We start from the raw sequence: 17424 nt of genomic DNA on the forward strand, positions 1-17424 counted from the left end.
TAGGCCGGATAAGCGAAGCGCCACCGGGCCTACGGTTTTGTAGGCCGGATAAGCGAAACGCCATCCGGCAAGAAAGGCGACCACACGGTCGCCTTTTTTATTTACAGCAACTCGCGCGCCGCTGACACAATGTCATGCGCAGTCAGGCCATACTCCTTCTGCAGATAATCCTGCGTCCCAACCTGACCATAACGCTCCTTCACCCCCACACGACGCATCGGTACCGGGCAGGTCTCGGCCAGCACCTCCGCCACCGCCGATCCAAGTCCGTTATGGATACTGTGGTTTTCACAGGTCACAATGCGTCTGGTTTTCTCGGCATAGTTTTTCACCAGCATTCTGTCGATTGGCTTGAGGGTAAACATATCAATAACCGCCGCGCTCCCCCCCTCCTGCTCAAGCTGTCGCGCCGCTTCCAGCGCCTCTGCCACCATAATACCGTTGGCAATCAGGGTGATATCTGTGCCTTCACGCAACACGTTACCCTTGCCGATGGTAAAGGTTGAGCCAGGGGCATAAACGCTCTGTGCCTGTTTGCGGATGGTGCGTACCCAATAAAAGCCGTCGAGATCGACAAGCTGGCGCAGTATATCTTCAAACATCACCGCATCAGTCACTTCCAGCACCACCGAATGCGCCAGGCCACGTACGATCCCCATATCCTCAAACGACATATGCGTCCCGCCGTTATGACAGGCCGTGACCCCCGCATCGGAAGCGATCACCTTCACGTTGTTACGCTGGTAGTCCAGAGACATAAACAGCTGGTCAAAGCAGCGACGGCTGGCAAAAGCGGTAAAGGTGTGGACGAATGGCTTGCGCCCGGTGAGCGACAGCCCCGCCGCCGTGCCGATGACGTTCGCCTCCATGATGCCGCAGTTAATAACATGCTGTGGGTAATCCCGCGCCACGCCGTCCATCGCCATAGAGCTCATCAGATCCGCTTCGAGCGCAATAATCGGACTTCCCGCTTCAATCTGTTTAGCAACAAACCCGGCGTATACCTTACGCATCTCTATCGCATCTTTTTGCCCTGCCGGTATAACCTTAATCATGTGAGGCCTCCAGTTGACGAATCGTCTCGTTGAGCGCGGCTTTGCTCTCCTCCGTCAGTCGCAGATGGTGCGAATTGCTGAGCTGCTCAAGATACGGCACACCCTGACCTTTAATGCTGTCAAGAATCACCACCCGTGGGCGGGCATCGCTAGCCAGAACTGGTTGTACCACCGCCAGCAGCCCAGGAACATCGTCCCCTTTCACGGTAACGACATCAAAACCAAAGGCGCGGAATTTCTCTTCCAGGTTGAAGGCACAGATGATGTCGTCCAGTGTGCCGTCCAGCTGTTGCTTATTCCAGTCAACAAAGACCGTCAGGTTATTCAGGCGATGGTGGGCAATAAACTGAAAGGCTTCCCAGCACTGTCCTTCGTTCAGCTCGCCATCGCCGACAATGCAGAAAACCCGGTTGGGTCGACCTGCCAGCTTATGCGACAGCGCCATTCCGCCTGCAATTGAGATCCCCTGCCCCAGCGAACCCGTGGTGGCATCCACGCCACGCGTTTTCAGACGATCCGGATGACTTGGCAAGCGTGTACCGTTCTGATTCAGCGTGCTCAACTCTTCCATCGGGAAGTAACCTTTGATCGCGAGCGTACTGTACAGCGCCGGGCCAGCGTGCCCTTTTGACAGGACAAAGTAGTCTCGCTCCGGCCAGTCCGGATCGGCGGGGTCAATTTTCATTACCGCACCGTATAGAACCGCCAGCGTTTCAACGACCGACATACTGCCACCGTAGTGACCAAAACCCAGCCGGGTCAGTGACTTCAGGGTCTCGACGCGGATCTCACGCGCCAGATGGGTTATCTCATTCACATTCATGATTTGGCTCCGGTGTTTTCCTGCGAATTACCGCCCGCAGATTTGTTTTTAGCGAACACGTTGTACGCCACCAGCAGCGCGAACAACGCCACAACAAGCCCGGTGATGGCCAGTGGCGACAGGAAGCGCGCCAGGTTGCCCAGCACAATCCCGACCGCGCCGAAATCGGCGTCGGAGAAGGTGGTGTTAGCAAAGCCAATGGCGCCCAGCACCGGCAACAGCAGCACCGGCAGGAAAGTGATCAGCAAACCATTGGCAAACGCGCCAATCATCGCGCCGCGGCGTCCGCCGGTAGCGTTTCCAAACACGCCCGCCGTCGCGCCGGTAAAGAAGTGCGGCACCACGCCCGGCAGGATCAGCACCCAGCTAAACTGACCGCAGATGAACAGCCCCACCAGGCCGCCCAGGAAGCTGAACAGGAAGCCAATCAACACCGCGTTTGGCGCATAGGGGTAGACCACCGGGCAGTCCAGCGCAGGACGCGCATTAGGCACCAGTTTTTCTGAAAAGCCGGTAAAGGCCGGAACGATCTCCGCCAGAATCAGGCGCACGCCCTGCAGGATAATAAACACCCCTGCCGCGAAGGTAATCGCCATGATAATGGCGTACACGAGGTAGTTCTGGCCGCCGCTAAAGGTCGCCTCTACATACTCACGTCCGGCGCTAACCGCCATGATCAGGTAGATAATCATCATGGTCAGCGAGATTGAGATAGAACTGTCGCGCAGGAAGCTTAAATTCTTCGGCAGGTTCATCTCTTCGGTAGAGCGGGAGCCTTTTCCGAACTTGCTGCCAATCCAGCCCGAGAGCACGTAACCTAAAGTACCGAAATGCCCGAAAGCGATGTCATCATTGCCGGTAATACGTTTCATATAACGCTGCGCAATGGCCGGGAAAAAAGCCATAATCAGACCGAGGATCAGCGAGCCGGTAAAGACCAGGCCAATGCCCTCAAAACCGGCTACCGTCAGGATCACACCAATCATGCATGCCATGTAGAACGTATGATGCCCCGTCAGGAAGATGTATTTCAGACGGGTAAAACGGGCAACAATAATATTCGCCACCATCCCGAACGCCATAATCAGCGCAGTAGATGCACCATATTTCTCCAGCGCAATCGAGACAATCGCTTCATTATTTGGAATGATGCCCTGAATATTAAATGCATGTTCAAACATTCCACCTAACGGATTTAATGACCCCACCAGTACCGTGGCGCCACCGCCCAACACAATAAAACCGAGAATGGTTTTAATCGTGCCTTTAACCACATCCGAAAAAGCCTTTTTCTGCGCCACCAGACCGATTAAGGCAATTAAACCCACGAGTATTGATGGGACTTTTAAAATATCAACAACGAAATTCAGCGTTTCAAGGATAAACATATCCACCTCGCCTTATCAGGGTTATTTTCTGTCGAACCAGGTACGCAGCTGCGTTTCGAGTTCGTTGATATCAATGATGTTGTTGATCACCACTAGCTGGTTTTCCGGCACGCTGGCACTGGCCGCAATATCCTTCGCCATGACAAAAAGATCGGCCGCACCGGGCGTGGCGGATGAGAGATCGGAGTGTTCAACTTCGGCCTCGATACCCAGTTTTTTGAGCACTTTTTTAATATTCATCTCGACCATGAAACTGCTCCCCAGGCCGGAACCGCAAATAGCCATAATTTTCATTGTTATCACCTTTTTAGAGTAGAGTTCGTCCCCATCACGCCTGAGCGTAATGTTGAGGAAAATCGGTTCAGGAAATTAAATCAGTAGCGGTCGATAATCTTTTTTATCTCCTCCAGGGTATTTGCCTGATGTAATTCAGCCATATCCTCATCACTGGAAAATAATTCAGCCAGTGTGGCGAGCATGTCGATATGACTATGTTTGTCCGGAGCCGCGAGCATAATAATGACATCCACGGGATCGAATTCTCCGGCAGCAAAAGAGACTCCCTTCTTCAGTTTTAATAACGATAGCCCCAGCCCTTTGACCCCCTCTTCCGGCCGAGCGTGCGGCATTGCCAGCCCTGGTGCCAGCACATAATAAGGTCCCAATGTGCGGTGTTGTTCAACGATTGCCGTAACGTATTCCGGTGAAATCACCTGCAGATCCAGCAGCGGTTTCGCACACAGCTCCAGCGCCTGCGGCCAGTTCTCAACGCTATCCTTAAGGGTGATGGTCGTATCATATATCCAGTTTTTGAGCACTTTTTACTCCCGCTTCAACGCAAAAGATGAGCAAACTCTATTCAACACCTTCGTTCCTGGCTGCGATCAGGCTCACAAAGATAGCGCTACCAATGTTTAACATTCAGAATTGTGATAGCGCTATCAAATTATAATCATGGGATGAAATCACAGCAAAAAAAGGGATTTAAGGCGTATACTGCCTGTCACGTGCAGCAAGGGATCATAATAAAACGCGTCTGGTCAGCAGGAAGGTGTATGTCTCTAACCCGAAAACGGCGTAGTACCGGTAAAGTAACACTTGCCGATGTCGCACAGCTTGCCGGCGTGGGCACGATGACCGTGTCCCGGGCACTCCGCACGCCGGAGCAGGTTTCCGATAAACTGCGTGAAAAAATTGAAGCCGCGGTGCAAGAGCTGGGATATATGCCCAACCTCGCCGCCAGCGCGCTGGCCTCGGCCTCCTCATGGACGATTGCCATGGTCGTCCCCAATCTTTCCGAAGCGGGTTGCTCGGAAATGTTTGCCGGACTTCAGCAGGTGCTTCAACCTGCCGGATACCAGATCATGCTGGCGGAATCGCAGCATCGTCTTGAACAAGAAGAAAAATTACTCGAAACGCTGCTGGCATCAAACATTGCGGCGGCGATTTTGCTCAGCGTCGAACACTCTGATACCGTCCGTCACTGGTTGAAGAATGCCTCTATTCCGGTGATGGAGATGGGTGCCATGCGTGCCGATCCTATTGATATGAATATCGGAATAGATAATGTCGCCGCCATGTATGAGCTAACGGAAATGTTAATCAAGCGTGGCTACCAGAACATCGGCCTGCTGTGCGCTAACCAGGAACAGTGGATTTTTCAGCAACACCTGCAGGGCTGGTATAAAGCGATGCTACGCCATCATCTCTCACCGAATCGGGTGATTAATGCCGCCCTGCCGCCCAGTTTCTCTACCGGTTCTTCGCAATTGCCGGAGTTTTTACTCGCCTGGCCTGAGCTGGACGCTCTGGTCTGTGTTTCAGATGAGCTGGCCTGCGGGGTATTGTATGAATGCCAGCGTCGGCGTATCAAAGTACCTGACGATCTGGCCGTTGTTGGATTTGGCAACCATGATGTGAGCCGGGTTTGCCAGCCCCCATTAACAACAATGACGGTGCCACACCATAAGATCGGCATTGAGGCCGGGAGAGCTCTGCTTGCGCGCCTTAATGACGGAAACTGGAGCGATCAAAAAACGATCGTCTCCAGTTTGTGCCTGCGGGATAGCTGCTAAAATCTATTCAGCTTCGTCCTGCTTTTCGGTTTTCACCTGATCGTTGTTGGCGTTGCGGGTCATCCACAGCGCCAGCGCTTTTAATGAATCCGGGGTGAATTCATCGCAGCGGGCGGTAATCTCTTCCGGCGTCAGCCAGCACACTTCGCTCACTTCCTCTTCCTGCAAGGCAAAGGGGCCGTGCGACACACAGCTAAACAGGCTTCCCCAGACGCGACAGTGTTTATCTTCATAATAAAACTGACCATGGTCAGCGAACGGCACCCCGGCAATCCCCAGCTCTTCTTCCGCTTCGCGGCGCGCTGAGTCCAGCAGTTGCTCATCGGCCTGCACCACACCACCCGCTGTGGCGTCGAGCATACCGGGCTGGAAATCTTTTATCTCGGTACGGCGCTGCACCAGGATTTTGCCCATCCCATCATGAACAACAATATAGGTTGCCCGATGACGCAGGCACTGCGCACGCATTTGCCCCCGGCTGGACTGCGCTATCACCTCATTGTTTTCATTAACAATGTCTACCCATTCTGTGCTTGCCAAATCATTCTGTTCCGCCATCAGGAAACCTTACTTTTGAAAGCGCTCTCGCGGCGCGTCTTTACGGTTGGGGGTAAATTACGGGTTAATTGCCACCTCTGCAATAACCTGATGATCATCAAGTGCTAAAACCTGTAATCGGTCCCCTTCCAGGAGGCCATAGCTGGCGGGAAATCCCCCTTTGGGAATACTGACCGAGCCAGGGTTGAAGAGGAAAATATCGCCGCGCTTCTCGGCTACCGGAATATGAGTATGACCATAAACCAGCACATCGCCAGCGGCGAGAGGCGGCATTTTTTCGGGGCTGTACAGATGCCCGTGGGTCAGAAACAGGCGGGTGCGTTCGCTCAGCACCTGCTGCCAGGGCGCAGTCATGGGGAACTCCAGCAGCATCTGGTCGACTTCGCTGTCACAGTTGCCGCGAACGGCAATCACGCGCTGCGCGACGCCGTTGAGCTTCACGGCGACATCCGCTGGCGCATACCCTTCGGGTAACGCATTACGCGGCCCATGGTTCAACACATCGCCAAGAATAATCAGCCACTGCGCCCCACTTTGCGCGAACCGTTCCAGAACGCGTTCAGTAGCGGGCAGGGAACCATGAATATCCGATGCAAACATCAGCTTCATTTCTTCCGTCTCCACGCATTTCGATGCGCCTATGATAGCGGAACCGCTGCTGCGAATCAGCCCGCGCGTTTAGCTGACAGTGCGACAAAACGCTGAACCGACGCCCGCTGCCACTGGAATGTCGCATAGTCCGCCAGCGACTCCGGGACCGCATCGCCATTGAGCACCAGCCGGTTGATCATCAGGGCAAGGTCAGTATCGGCAATCGACCATTCACCAAACAGATTATTGCCGCCGTGGGCTAACAGCTCCGCAGCGGTTTCGAATAATTTTTCCGCGCTTTTGCGGCCCGCGGCGCTAAGCTCCGGTTTCTTTTGCCCGGCGAAAACCACATCGGTAGAGCGTTCCTCGCGAATGGGCATCAGATCGCTGCGCAGCCAGGCCTGCACCTGGCGCGCCCGGGCCCGCTTTTGCAGATCGTGGGGATAGAGCCGCTCCCACTCTGGCGGCGCGAAACGTTCATCAAGATACTCGCTAATCGCGGACGATTCGCTAAGCGCGAAATCCTCCACCTCTAACAACGGCACGCGACGGGTCACGGTGTAACCTTTCCAGCCAGGCTGCTGGTTTTCACCGCTATTGAGATCGATGGTTTTAAGAGCAAATGGCAGGCTTTTTTCCTGCAGGGCAACGTAGACGGACATCACGTACGGCGAGAAAAAACTCGAATCGGACCACAGGGTAATGACGGGCTGGCTCATGGCATCCTCAATAAATTATGGGGCGATAAGTCAACATATCCTGTCTTTTATGGGATGTCACTTACCGCACCATGAGGATTTTGCATCCCCTGACGGCTAGCCGACCATCACCGTTTTTGGCTCCAGGTAAGCCTGCATACCCCATTTCCCCATTTCACGTCCCAGACCGGATTGCTTGAAGCCGCCGAACGGCGCCTGCGGTTCATGTTCAAGGGTATTGACCAGCACGCGCCCGGACTCTATCGCCAGCGCAACCTCCAGACCACGCTGCCGATCGCCGCTTAATACCAGGGCGCTCAGGCCATAGGTTGTGTCATTGGCAATCGCAATGGCTTGCGCCTGATCCTGGTAGGGGATCAGGACCAGCACCGGGCCAAAGATCTCTTCTCGCGCAATGCGCATCTGGTTATTTACGTCGCTGAATATGGTCGGTTTCACATACCAGCCTTTTGCCATTCCCTGCGGTCGTCCTTCGCCGCCGATGAGCAATCTTGCCCCCTCCTGCTGCCCCAGGCGAATATAATCCTGCACCCGCTGCCACTGTTTCCGGCTGACCATCGGGCCGATCGTCGTCTGCGCGTCGCGTGGATCGCCGGAGATATAGTCCGCCATCGCCTGCACAATAGCCTGTTCAAATTCCGCCAGACGCCCGGCGGGCAGCAGAATTCGCGTCCCGGCGATGCAGGCCTGCCCGCTATTCATAAATCCGGCCGCCAGCGCCAGCGCAACCGCCTGCTGCGCATCGGCATCATCCAGAATGAGGGTCGGTGATTTACCGCCAAGTTCCAGCGTGACGCGTTTCAGCGTGTGCGCGCCGCTGACGATAATATGTTTCCCTACGGCGGTAGAGCCGGTGAAAGAAATTTTAGCGATATCGGGGTGATGGTTAATGATATCCCCCACCACGTCGCCCCGTCCGGTGACGATGTTAACGACCCCGGCGGGGATCTGCGCCGCATGCAGCGCCTCGGTGACGATTTGCGTCTGCCAGGCGCTCATCTCGCTGGGTTTAATCACCGCCGTACAGCCTGCCGCCATCGCCGTCGCCAGCTTGCTACAGATAAAACCAGCATCGCTGTTCCACGGCGTAATCAACCCCGCCACCCCGACTGGCGTCATCACCACCTGTGCGCGCCCTGCCGGTTCAATAAATTCGAAGCGCGCCAGTGTCTCCATCGCCTGTTTAATGGTTTGCGCTGGCCATGCCGCCATCCATTGCGAGCGCGCAGCCGGGGCGCCATATTCGGTGACAATCGCCTCGAGTAAATCCGCCTCGCGCGCGCGGACCACCTGGTACATCCGCTCAAGGACATCCAGACGCTGCTGTTTCGTGGTCCGCGACCAGCAAGGAAAGGCGGCTTTTGCGGCTGCAATCGCCCGTCGGGCATCCTCTTCGTCCGCCAGCCGCACCAGGCCAATCACCTCTTCCGTCGCCGGGTTAAACAGCGTAAAGTTTTCGCTGCCGTGCGGGGTGACAAATTCACCGTTGATATAAATTTTGTCGATGTGCAGCATATTCGTCTTCCTCATGGAGTGGATGCAGGGAAGTATAGAGTCGACGAATTGCCCCGATAAGAGAGTATAATCAACATAACCTGTCACGAAAATCGGGATAATCATGCACCGTAGCGGTCTGACTGAACTGGAAGTCCTCCTTGCCGTTGCCCGCCGCCAGAGCTTCCGTGCGGCCGCCCGGGAACTGGGTATGTCGGCCACCGCCATCAGCAACGCCGTCGCCGGGCTGGAGACGCGGCTCAACGTTCGCCTGTTTAACCGCACCACCCGCAGCGTCGCGCTAACGGAGGCCGGACGACGCTACGTCGAGCGCGTGGCACCTGCGCTGGCAGAAATTCAGCGCGCATCGGAAGAGATTGCCACTCAACCGGAAATGCCGACCGGCACGCTGCGCATCAATGCACCACGCGAGAGCGTTGCCCTGCTGTTCGGGCTGTTCGATACCTTCCTCAAGCGCTATCCGGACATGCGTCTCGACATCACCACCGAATCCCGGCTGGTCGATATTGTCGCCGAAGGTTACGACGCCGGGATCCGTCTGGCGGAGTCGCTGCCGCAGGATATGATTGCCGTTACGCTGACGCCCGATGTACGGATGCGTATCGTCGGTACGGCGGAATATTTCGCCCGTTGCGGCATTCCGCACAGCCCGGAGGATCTTCTGCATCATCAGAGCATCGGGATGCGGATGTCACACGGCGGACTCTATCACTGGGAGCTGGAGCGCCAGCAACAAAAGCTGACGGTTAACGTGCCGCCGCGCATTATCCTCAGCGAAATGGCCGCCATCCATTGTGCGGCACTTGCCGGCCTTGGCCTGGCCTTCATCCCGGACTGGTTTATCCAGCAAGATCTGGCCTGCGGCAGGCTCGTCAGCGTGATGGATGAATGGTGTCCGTCATTTGCCGGGCTACACCTGTATTACCCCGGCCGCCGCCGCGTTCCACCTGGGCTGAAGGCCTTTATCGGGCTGGCGCGTGAATTGCACTACTGTCCCGGTCCCACAGGCAAAATTTAGCGCCCCCTCCTCCCGGATGGCAACAGGTCGCCTATACTCGAACAGGTGCGACCTACGACGGCGGGAGTCACCATGATCGACCTTTACTACGCCCCCACCCCTAACGGCCAAAAAATCATTCTCTTTCTCGAAGAGGCGCAGCTGGCCTGGCGGCTGATTCAGGTCGATATCAGCAAAGGGGAACAGTTTCGCCCGCAGTTTCTCGCTCTCTCGCCGAATAACAAAATTCCGGCCATCGTCGACCACGTCCCCGTCGACGGCGGGGCGCCGCTCGGCCTGTTTGAATCCGGGGAGATTCTTCTTTATCTGGCTGAAAAGTCGGGGAAATTGTTGAGTGGCGAGCTGCGTGAGCGTCACACCACGCTACAGTGGCTGTTCTGGCAAGTCAGCGGATTAGGCCCTATGCTGGGACAGAATCACCATTTCAACCATCGCGCGCCGCAGGCGGTGCCCTATGCCATAGAGCGTTATCAGGTCGAGACCCAGCGGCTGTATAGCGTACTGAACCGTCGTCTGGAGGTCAGTCCATGGCTTGGCGGCGAACATTACAGTATTGCCGATATTGCCTGCTGGCCGTGGGTGCGTGCCCACCCTCGCCAGCGTATTGATCTCGCACATTTTCCGGCAATTCATAACTGGTTTGAACGCATTCGTCAGCGCCCGGCCACCGTTCAGGCGCTGATAAAAATACAACACCAATAACCCCCCTGCTCGCATGGCTTGCTTTCATGTATGATTGCGGAAATGACAACACGGAGGAAGCCTGCAATGTCTCAGCCAGACGCCATTATTCGTATAAAGAACCTACGTTTACGTACTTTTATCGGAATCAAAGAAGAAGAAATCGCTAACCGCCAGGATGTGGTGGTCAACGTTGCGATTCACTACCCGGCGGAGCGTTCCCGCAACAGTGAAGATATTAACGATGCGCTGAATTACCGCACGATTACCAAACGTATCATCAGCCATATTGAGAATAACCGCTTCTCACTGCTGGAAAAATTAACTCAGGATGTGCTCGACATCGCATGCGAACATCACTGGGTCACTTATGCTGAAGTTGAGATCGATAAACTTTATGCACTGCGCTACGCCGACTCCGTCTCCATGACCATGAGCTGGCGGCGCTAAGCTTCTTAGGGAGGCGCTATGAGGATTCTGCTTACTGGCGGTACCGGCCTGATTGGCCAGCATCTGATCCCCCGGCTGCTTGAGCTTGGGCATCACGTAACGGTTTCAACGCGCAGCCCGGAAAAAGCGCAATCCCGACTGGATGCCCGCGTCACCTTGTGGCGCGGCTTCGAGGGACATCATCACCTCAATGATATTGATGCCGTCATCAACCTCGCGGGCGAACCTATCGCCGACAAACGCTGGACGGCGGAACAAAAGCAGCGCCTGTGTCACAGCCGCTGGGATATCACTCAAAAGCTGGTGAACCTGTTCAACGCCAGCGATACGCCCCCCGCCGTGCTGATCAGCGGTTCTGCCGTCGGCTTTTATGGCGATCTCGGGGAAGTTGTAGTGAACGAGGATGAGCCGCCGCACAATGAATTCACCCACAAACTCTGCGCCCGCTGGGAGCAGCTGGCCTGCGAGGCGCAAAGCGATCGCACCCGTGTCTGCCTGCTGCGCACCGGCGTGGTGCTGGCGCCGACGGGCGGGATGCTGGCCAAAATGATGCCGCTCTTCCGGCTTGGTCTCGGCGGCCCTATCGGTAACGGCAGACAGTATCTGGCCTGGATTCATATCGACGATATGGTTAACGGCATTCTGTGGCTGCTGAACAACGATCTCAGCGGACCTTTCAATATGGTTTCCCCTTATCCGGCCCGCAATGAACAGTTTGCTCATTCTCTCGGGCATGTACTGAATCGTCCGGCAATTTTCCGCGTACCGGCCACGGCCATTCGTCTGCTGATGGGAGAGTCGTCGGTACTGGTGCTCGGCGGGCAGCGAGCGCTGCCCCGGCGCCTGGAGGATGCCGGTTTTGGCTTCCGCTGGTACGATCTGGAAGAAGCGCTAAGAAATATCGTCGGCTAAACACGCCGTATGGTCATCCCGGGAGAATGGCCTTTCTCCCGGGAGCTCCCCTGATTTCACCTGTGGAAGCTGTCTCGCAGTCACTCGCTCTCCTGCCGCCGTTTCGCTATCGCTGTGAAGCCTGTTCCAGCCTCCTCTTCTGCTCTCTGTCATAAGGTCCTGATGTCGGTTTTATCGACAGTGCATCGTGAACATATGATGAGCGTCTGGTCTACACCGAGCGTTCCCGAGAATCACGCCAGGCAAATTGTCAGAATGGTCGACCGCTGCCGCTAAACACCGGCGACCCAACTTCATTACAAGGGTAGCAAATGATGGCCCTCTACAACTTCACGCTCACGCTGTCAGGCGTTAGCGCCCGGACGCCAGGTCTTGAGGATGCATTGCATCACGCCGGTTGTACTGATGCCCTGGTTTGTTTTTACGGGACGGCGGTATATCTGGAATTCGATCGTGAAAGTGAGTCGCTTGAACGGGCAATTCTGTCGGCGATCGATAACATCGAATCTTCATCAGAACTCAATGCCCGGGTCGAGTCCGTTGACGCGACGCTGGTAGGCTTAAGCGATATCGCCGAACTCACCGGCCTTTCCCGGCAGGCCATCGCCCTGCTGAAAGATGGGGCTCGAGGCTCAGGAAAATTCCCAGGCCCCGTGCAGCGCGTACAAGGCAACTCGCCGCTGTGGCGCTGGAAAACCATCGTCAGCTGGCTGGTCACGGAAGAAAGAATTGCCGCAGACTCTCCGCTGGTCGAGCATGCAGAGATCCTCGATAGCCTGAACCTGGCCCTGCAGCTGCGCGCTTCCCGGCGCAGCGAAACCGTGCTGCACTATTTTCACGGGCTCGACAAACCGCTACCGACTTCACCCGCCGCCGGGTAATTCACCGTAACGGAACGGTATAAGATCATGCAATCCGGTCCTTTCTGGTGTTAAGGTTAGAGGACGAACTACCGAAATGGCCCGTTTATCATGACGCTAACCACTCCCCGACTCCTGCTTTCCCCGTTTACTGAATCTGACTGGCCTTTTTTCCTCCGCCTGCGTCGCGACCGCGAGGTGATGCGCTTTATGGGCGAAATACTCGATGAACCCGCGCTGCGCACCCTGTTTGCTGCGCGCTGCGCGGACCCCGGCGTATTTGTGCTGCGCGATAAACAGGGCGAGGCCATCGGTGATATCGGTCTGCGCATTAGCAGTAAAAATCCGCACGAAGCCGATGTCGGGTATGCTCTCATCCCGCAGGCGCAGGGGCAGGGATATGCCCGTGAAGCGCTGCGGGCGATATGTGATTACGGCTTTAGCCAGCTCGGCGTCAATGCCATTAACGCCTGGGTACTGGGTGACAACATCGGGTCGGCGCGTCTGCTGGAAAAACAGGGTTTTGTGCGGATTCAGGTGCTGGAAAAAGCCTGTCACCTGAACGGCGTCGATTACGATGACTGGATATATCGGCTGGAGCGGTAATCCACTCCCGGCGAACGGTATCGCCGGGAGTGACGGCAAGGCTTATTTCAAGGAGCCTTTCAGGAACTGCTGCAGGCGTGGGCTTTGCGGATTGCCGAACAGCTCATCCGGATGACCTTCCTCTTCAATCTTGCCCTGATGCAGGAAAATGACGTGCGAGGAGACATGGCGCGCAAAGCCCATTTCATGGGTCACTACCACCATGGTTTTCCCCTCTTCCGCCAGCTTCTGCATGATCCGCAGCACTTCCCCTACCAGTTCGGGGTCAAGCGCGGAAGTGGGTTCGTCAAACAGCAGTACATCGGGCTCCATCGCCAGCGCACGCGCAATGGAGACACGCTGCTGCTGACCGCCGGAGAGATGCACCGGGTATTTGATCTGCTGACGCTCGTCGATACCCACTTTCGCCAGATATTTCACCGCCCGCTCGCGCGCTTCCTGTTTGCTCAGCCCGAGAACCTGAATCGGCGCCTCCATGACGTTTTCCAGCACCGTCATGTGGCTCCACAGGTTGAAATGCTGGAACACCATCGTCAGGCGCGTACGCAGCAGACGCAGCTGATTTTTATCTGCGACCTTCAGCTGGCCGTCTTTGTCGCGGACCAGGCCGATATTCTGTCCATTAACCACTATCGTGCCTTCGCTGGGCTTTTCCAGGAAGTTAATGCAGCGCAAAAAGGTACTTTTACCGGAACCCGATGAACCGATAATGCTGATAACGTCCCCGGCTTGCGCCTGTAACGAGACGCCTTTCAGCACCTCATGCTCGCCGTAACGTTTATGGAGATCGATAACATTTAATTTATTGTCGGACATGGCGGTCTCAATGCGTCGAAGAAGGTTTGATATGCTGCAACCAGCGCTTTTCCGCCTTGCGGAACACGCTAATCAGCACATACGAAATCATTAAATAGAGCACCGCGGCAATCCCGAAAGCGGTAAACGGCTGATAGGTCGCCGAGTTAATATCTCTGGCGATTTTCAGCAGATCCGGCACGGTGGCGGTAAAGGCCAGCGCGGTGGAGTGCAGCATCAGAATCACTTCGTTGCTGTACGCAGGCAGCGCGATACGCAGCGCAGACGGCAAAATAATGCAGCGATACATTTTGACCGATGAGAAACCATAGGCCCGCGCCGCTTCAATTTCCCCGGGAGGAACGGATCGGATAGCCCCGGCAAAAATCTCCGTAGTATAAGCGCAGGTATTGAGCGTTAACGCCAGCACCGTACAGTTAAGGCCGCTGCGGAAAAAGGCGTTCAGCAGCTCGGTGCCTTTGACGATTTCCAGGGTATACATCCCGGAGTAAAACACCAGCAGCTGCACGTACAGCGGCGTACCGCGGAACACATAGGTAAACAGCCAGATTGGGAACTGAATGTATTTATTCGCAGAGACGCGTCCGATAGCGAGAAATACCGCCAGTATGCCGCCCATCACCACCGAGGAGATCAGCAGCCACAGCGTGATAGCCACCCCGGTAAAGCGATAGCCGTCGGTCCACAGCAGGGATTTCCAGTACTCCTGAATAATCTCAATCACAGGTCAGCCCTCTTCACGCCCACGGAGTAACGGCGTTCAAGCAGCAGCAGTACACCATTGGAAACTGTTGTAAACACGAGATAAACCAGACCGCAGACGATCGCAAAGTAGAACGGCTGCCAGGTGCTTTTCCCTGCCAGCTGGGTGGCTTTGACCACATCTTCCAGTCCCAGCAGAGACACCAGCGCCGTTGCCTTGAGGATAACCTGCCAGTTGTTGCCAATCCCCGGTAACGCATAGCGCATCATTGCCGGAAAGAGGATCCGCCGGAAGGTCTGCCCGTTGCTGAAGCCAAAAGCGGTCGCGGCTTCGATATGTCCTTTCGGAACCGCCATAAAAGCGCCGCGAAAGGTTTCCGTAAAATAGGCGCCGTAGATAAAGCCCAGTGTAATAATCCCCGCGATCATCGGGTCGATATCAAACTGCGATAATCCCAGCGCATCGGTGAGCGTATTCAGCGCAATCTGCAGACCGTAGAAAATCAGCAGCATCAGCACCAGATCGGGCACGCCGCGAATTAACGTGGTGTAGCCTTCAAATACCAGCGCCAGCGGTCGATTGCTCGATAGCTTTGCTCCGGCACCCGCCAGACCAATGAGGACCGCCAGCACGACCGAACTAAGAGCCAGCTCCAGTGTGACAAGAGCGCCCTGTAAAATAACCTGTGAAAACCCGTACAGCATGCTGTCTGCCCTGTCTGTCATCGACCATCGCGCGCCAACATGCGCGCGGTGGGGTACGTATGATGCTTAGTCACCGTACACGTTAAAATCGAAATATTTTTTTGCCAGCTTGTCGTAGGTGCCATCTTTGCGCATTTCCGCGAAGGCTTTATTTAGCGCCTCACGCAGCTCGTTGTCCTCTTTACGCAGCCCCATGCCGGTGCCGACGCCAAACAGTTTTTCATCCTTAATCGACGGACCGCCAAACTGGTAATCTTTGCCCACTGGCTGCTTGAGGAAGCCTTCGCTCGCGGCCACTTCATCCTGGAACGCTGCGTCGATACGCCCGGCGGTCAGGTCGGCATAAATATTGTCCTGACCCTGGTAGGAGACAATTTCAATGCCTTTCGGCGCCCAGTTCTCATTACCGTAGGTCTCCTGGGTTGTTCCCTGGAGCACACCGACACGCTTGCCTTTCAGCCTGGCGAGATCCGGCGTGATATCACTGCCTTTTTTCACGACCAGACGGGAATCCGCAGCGTAAAGTTTGTCGGTGAAAGCAATTTCCTGCTGACGTTTTTCGGTAATGGATAACGAAGACATAATCGCATCGATTTTCTTCGCTTTTAAAGAGGGGATCAGCGCATCCAGCGGGTTTTCGACGAAGGTACATTGCGTATTGATACGCTTACACAGCTCTTTTGCCAAATCGATGTCAAAACCAATCAACTGACCCTGCGCATTTTTCGATTCGAACGGGGCATAAGTTGGATCGGTACCGATACGGAGTTTTTGCGGAATGGCTGCGAATACCGAGCTAACGCTGGAAAGGGCCAGCGCTAAAGAAAGAGACAACGCCAGTTTTTTCATAACTATCCTCAACAGACTGTCATTCTAACGAGTTTTTTAGAAGTACTTACAGCAGTTATCGTGCCATTATTCGCCCCGGTAAGGCAAAGCATTCTGCACCGGGAGGCCAATTATTTCGCAGCATAAACGCTTAACTATGCATTAAGCGCCCGACAAAATCGCCTTTTATGCACCAAAGCAGGACATTGCCGGTGGGATTGCACCGATATGGTGCAGATACGGACATGCGAAATCCATCAGGCCCGGTTTCCCGGGCCAGCGGCATGCTTAGTCGCCGTAGATGTTAAAGTCGAAGTATTTCTTCGCCATTTTGTCGTAGGTTCCGTCTTTACGCATTTCAGCCAACGCTTTGTCGAAAGCGGCTTTCAGCTCGCTGTCGGTTTTACGCAGGCCGATGCCGGTACCATCGCCGAAGAATTTTTTATCTTTAACAGAGGGACCGGCAAAGGCAAAATCTTTACCGGCAGGTTGTTTGAGGAAGCCTTCGCTGGCGGCGACTTCATCCTGCAGGGCAGCGTCAAGACGGCCAGCAGTAAGGTCGGAATAGATCAGATCCTGGTTCTGGTAGGCTATGACATCCACGCCATGGCTACGCCAGCGCTCATTGCCGTACGCTTCCTGAGTTGACCCCTGCAGCACCCCGACGTGTTTGCCCTTCAGGGATTCCAGCGTTGGCTGGATTGATGAGCCTTTCGCTGCAATCAGACGGGAGTCAGCGGCATACAGCTTGTCTGAGAAGGCAATCTCCTGCTGACGTTTTTCGGTAATCGATAATGAAGAGATAATGGCGTCAATTTTCTTCGCCTTCAGCGAGGGAATCAGTGAATCAAAGTCACTCCCCACCCAGGTACATTTCACCTTGATGCGCGAACACAGTTCATTGCCCAAATCAATATCAAAGCCGATGAAGCCACCTTTCGCATCCTTCGATGAAAAAGGCGCGTAGGTAGGGTCGGTGCCGATACGGATACTTTGCGGCAGCGCGGCAAAAACGCTGGAAGCGCTGCTGATTCCCATGATTAAAGAGAGGGCCAGGATCGTCTTCTTCATACAATACCCTTAAGTGTCGTGATGTTGTTATATGGTGCGTTGTTTCGTTAT

General features: G+C 55.1%; 22 protein-coding genes. 8 read left to right on the forward strand and 14 right to left on the reverse strand.

The annotated features are described in order from the left end of the window. Positions 1-101 precede the first annotated feature (101 nt). The 5 genes from CWM52_RS03350 to CWM52_RS03370 form a co-directional block, all read right to left on the reverse strand. Positions 102-1055 (reverse strand): transketolase family protein, encoded by a 954-nt coding sequence (locus tag CWM52_RS03350; RefSeq protein ID WP_100682787.1) that lies wholly within the window; start codon positions 1053-1055, stop codon positions 102-104. Continuing rightward, on the reverse strand, positions 1048-1878 hold the full coding sequence (locus CWM52_RS03355; RefSeq protein WP_100682788.1) for a transketolase: 831 nt from the start codon (positions 1876-1878) through the stop codon (positions 1048-1050). The genes CWM52_RS03350 and CWM52_RS03355 overlap by 8 nt, the downstream gene beginning before the upstream one ends. Then, positions 1875-3266, reverse strand: coding sequence for a PTS ascorbate transporter subunit IIC (locus CWM52_RS03360; protein WP_100682789.1), 1392 nt, complete (start codon positions 3264-3266; stop codon positions 1875-1877). The genes CWM52_RS03355 and CWM52_RS03360 overlap by 4 nt, the downstream gene beginning before the upstream one ends. Positions 3267-3287: 21 nt before the next feature. Then, on the reverse strand, positions 3288-3560 hold the full coding sequence (locus CWM52_RS03365) for a PTS sugar transporter subunit IIB (RefSeq protein ID WP_100682790.1): 273 nt from the start codon (positions 3558-3560) through the stop codon (positions 3288-3290). Between the two features lie 80 nt (positions 3561-3640). Then, complete coding sequence (locus CWM52_RS03370) at positions 3641-4084, reverse strand: PTS sugar transporter subunit IIA (protein WP_100682791.1); 444 nt, start codon at positions 4082-4084, stop codon at positions 3641-3643. A gap of 237 nt (positions 4085-4321) precedes the next feature. Here CWM52_RS03370 and CWM52_RS03375 point away from each other — a divergent pair, with 237 nt between their 5' ends. Beyond that, on the forward strand, positions 4322-5341 hold the full coding sequence (locus CWM52_RS03375; RefSeq protein WP_100682792.1) for a LacI family DNA-binding transcriptional regulator: 1020 nt from the start codon (positions 4322-4324) through the stop codon (positions 5339-5341). A gap of 3 nt (positions 5342-5344) precedes the next feature. Here CWM52_RS03375 and yfcD read toward each other — a convergent pair whose 3' ends face one another. The 4 genes from yfcD to CWM52_RS03395 form a co-directional block, all read right to left on the reverse strand. Further along, on the reverse strand, positions 5345-5899 hold the full coding sequence (gene yfcD / locus CWM52_RS03380; RefSeq protein ID WP_100682793.1) for an NUDIX hydrolase YfcD: 555 nt from the start codon (positions 5897-5899) through the stop codon (positions 5345-5347). Between the two features lie 57 nt (positions 5900-5956). Further along, positions 5957-6508, reverse strand: a complete 552-nt coding sequence (gene yfcE / locus CWM52_RS03385) for a phosphodiesterase (protein WP_100682794.1) — start codon at positions 6506-6508, stop codon at positions 5957-5959. Positions 6509-6564: 56 nt separating this feature from the next. Beyond that, positions 6565-7209: a glutathione transferase gene (yfcF, locus tag CWM52_RS03390; RefSeq protein WP_100682795.1), complete on the reverse strand. Its 645-nt coding sequence runs from the start codon at positions 7207-7209 to the stop codon at positions 6565-6567. A 96-nt stretch (positions 7210-7305) separates the two neighbouring features. Beyond that, positions 7306-8724 (reverse strand): aldehyde dehydrogenase family protein, encoded by a 1419-nt coding sequence (locus CWM52_RS03395; protein WP_100682796.1) that lies wholly within the window; start codon positions 8722-8724, stop codon positions 7306-7308. Positions 8725-8827: 103 nt separating this feature from the next. Here CWM52_RS03395 and CWM52_RS03400 point away from each other — a divergent pair, with 103 nt between their 5' ends. From CWM52_RS03400 to CWM52_RS03425, 7 genes are all read left to right on the forward strand, one after another. Beyond that, positions 8828-9742 carry a LysR family transcriptional regulator gene (locus tag CWM52_RS03400; protein WP_100682797.1) on the forward strand — a complete coding sequence of 305 codons (915 nt, stop codon included), beginning with the start codon at positions 8828-8830 and terminating at the stop codon, positions 9740-9742. Between the two features lie 72 nt (positions 9743-9814). After that, positions 9815-10444, forward strand: coding sequence for a GSH-dependent disulfide bond oxidoreductase (gene yfcG, locus CWM52_RS03405; protein ID WP_100682798.1), 630 nt, complete (start codon positions 9815-9817; stop codon positions 10442-10444). A gap of 66 nt (positions 10445-10510) precedes the next feature. Next, on the forward strand, positions 10511-10873 hold the full coding sequence (folX, locus tag CWM52_RS03410; protein ID WP_015583781.1) for a dihydroneopterin triphosphate 2'-epimerase: 363 nt from the start codon (positions 10511-10513) through the stop codon (positions 10871-10873). A gap of 18 nt (positions 10874-10891) precedes the next feature. Next, on the forward strand, positions 10892-11785 hold the full coding sequence (locus CWM52_RS03415; RefSeq protein WP_100682799.1) for a TIGR01777 family oxidoreductase: 894 nt from the start codon (positions 10892-10894) through the stop codon (positions 11783-11785). A gap of 69 nt (positions 11786-11854) precedes the next feature. Continuing rightward, positions 11855-12061, forward strand: a complete 207-nt coding sequence (locus tag CWM52_RS26635) for a hypothetical protein (RefSeq protein ID WP_227521255.1) — start codon at positions 11855-11857, stop codon at positions 12059-12061. 38 nt (positions 12062-12099) lie between these two features. After that, positions 12100-12666, forward strand: a complete 567-nt coding sequence (locus CWM52_RS03420; protein WP_100682851.1) for a helix-turn-helix transcriptional regulator — start codon at positions 12100-12102, stop codon at positions 12664-12666. Positions 12667-12753: 87 nt separating this feature from the next. Next, positions 12754-13251, forward strand: a complete 498-nt coding sequence (locus CWM52_RS03425; RefSeq protein ID WP_100682800.1) for a GNAT family N-acetyltransferase — start codon at positions 12754-12756, stop codon at positions 13249-13251. 42 nt (positions 13252-13293) lie between these two features. Here the strand turns inward: CWM52_RS03425 and hisP are convergent, their stop codons facing one another. The 5 genes from hisP to argT all read right to left on the reverse strand — a co-directional run bounded on the left by hisP (position 13294) and on the right by argT (position 17373). Beyond that, on the reverse strand, positions 13294-14067 hold the full coding sequence (hisP, locus tag CWM52_RS03430; RefSeq protein ID WP_100682801.1) for a histidine ABC transporter ATP-binding protein HisP: 774 nt from the start codon (positions 14065-14067) through the stop codon (positions 13294-13296). 7 nt (positions 14068-14074) lie between these two features. Next, the gene (locus CWM52_RS03435) at positions 14075-14791 is read right to left on the reverse strand and encodes an ABC transporter permease (RefSeq protein WP_100682802.1); all 717 of its coding nucleotides are present in this window, start codon (positions 14789-14791) and stop codon (positions 14075-14077) included. Then, positions 14788-15474, reverse strand: coding sequence for a histidine ABC transporter permease HisQ (locus tag CWM52_RS03440; RefSeq protein WP_004865186.1), 687 nt, complete (start codon positions 15472-15474; stop codon positions 14788-14790). Before CWM52_RS03440 ends, CWM52_RS03435 begins: the two co-directional genes overlap by 4 nt. 66 nt (positions 15475-15540) lie before the next feature. After that, positions 15541-16323: a histidine ABC transporter substrate-binding protein HisJ gene (gene hisJ, locus CWM52_RS03445; RefSeq protein ID WP_100682803.1), complete on the reverse strand. Its 783-nt coding sequence runs from the start codon at positions 16321-16323 to the stop codon at positions 15541-15543. A 267-nt stretch (positions 16324-16590) separates the two neighbouring features. Further along, on the reverse strand, positions 16591-17373 hold the full coding sequence (argT, locus tag CWM52_RS03450) for a lysine/arginine/ornithine ABC transporter substrate-binding protein ArgT (protein WP_100682804.1): 783 nt from the start codon (positions 17371-17373) through the stop codon (positions 16591-16593). Between the last annotated feature and the right edge of the window lie 51 nt (positions 17374-17424).

Source organism: Raoultella sp. T31 (genome assembly GCF_002806725.1).
GTDB lineage: Bacteria > Pseudomonadota > Gammaproteobacteria > Enterobacterales > Enterobacteriaceae > Klebsiella > Klebsiella electrica.

Coding starts and splice junctions, on each gene's coding strand:
- CWM52_RS03350 (WP_100682787.1), bottom strand. CDS start 1,055: ATGATTAAGGTTATACCGGCAGGGCAAAAAGATGCGATAGAGATGCGT.
- CWM52_RS03420 (WP_100682851.1), top strand. CDS start 12,100: ATGGCCCTCTACAACTTCACGCTCACGCTGTCAGGCGTTAGCGCCCGG.
- folX (WP_015583781.1), top strand. CDS start 10,511: ATGTCTCAGCCAGACGCCATTATTCGTATAAAGAACCTACGTTTACGT.
- yfcE (WP_100682794.1), bottom strand. CDS start 6,508: ATGAAGCTGATGTTTGCATCGGATATTCATGGTTCCCTGCCCGCTACT.
- yfcD (WP_100682793.1), bottom strand. CDS start 5,899: ATGGCGGAACAGAATGATTTGGCAAGCACAGAATGGGTAGACATTGTT.
- CWM52_RS03400 (WP_100682797.1), top strand. CDS start 8,828: ATGCACCGTAGCGGTCTGACTGAACTGGAAGTCCTCCTTGCCGTTGCC.
- CWM52_RS03360 (WP_100682789.1), bottom strand. CDS start 3,266: ATGTTTATCCTTGAAACGCTGAATTTCGTTGTTGATATTTTAAAAGTC.
- CWM52_RS03440 (WP_004865186.1), bottom strand. CDS start 15,474: ATGCTGTACGGGTTTTCACAGGTTATTTTACAGGGCGCTCTTGTCACA.
- yfcF (WP_100682795.1), bottom strand. CDS start 7,209: ATGAGCCAGCCCGTCATTACCCTGTGGTCCGATTCGAGTTTTTTCTCG.
- CWM52_RS03365 (WP_100682790.1), bottom strand. CDS start 3,560: ATGAAAATTATGGCTATTTGCGGTTCCGGCCTGGGGAGCAGTTTCATG.
- hisP (WP_100682801.1), bottom strand. CDS start 14,067: ATGTCCGACAATAAATTAAATGTTATCGATCTCCATAAACGTTACGGC.
- argT (WP_100682804.1), bottom strand. CDS start 17,373: ATGAAGAAGACGATCCTGGCCCTCTCTTTAATCATGGGAATCAGCAGC.
- CWM52_RS03375 (WP_100682792.1), top strand. CDS start 4,322: ATGTCTCTAACCCGAAAACGGCGTAGTACCGGTAAAGTAACACTTGCC.
- CWM52_RS03415 (WP_100682799.1), top strand. CDS start 10,892: ATGAGGATTCTGCTTACTGGCGGTACCGGCCTGATTGGCCAGCATCTG.
- CWM52_RS03395 (WP_100682796.1), bottom strand. CDS start 8,724: ATGCTGCACATCGACAAAATTTATATCAACGGTGAATTTGTCACCCCG.
- CWM52_RS03355 (WP_100682788.1), bottom strand. CDS start 1,878: ATGAATGTGAATGAGATAACCCATCTGGCGCGTGAGATCCGCGTCGAG.
- hisJ (WP_100682803.1), bottom strand. CDS start 16,323: ATGAAAAAACTGGCGTTGTCTCTTTCTTTAGCGCTGGCCCTTTCCAGC.
- yfcG (WP_100682798.1), top strand. CDS start 9,815: ATGATCGACCTTTACTACGCCCCCACCCCTAACGGCCAAAAAATCATT.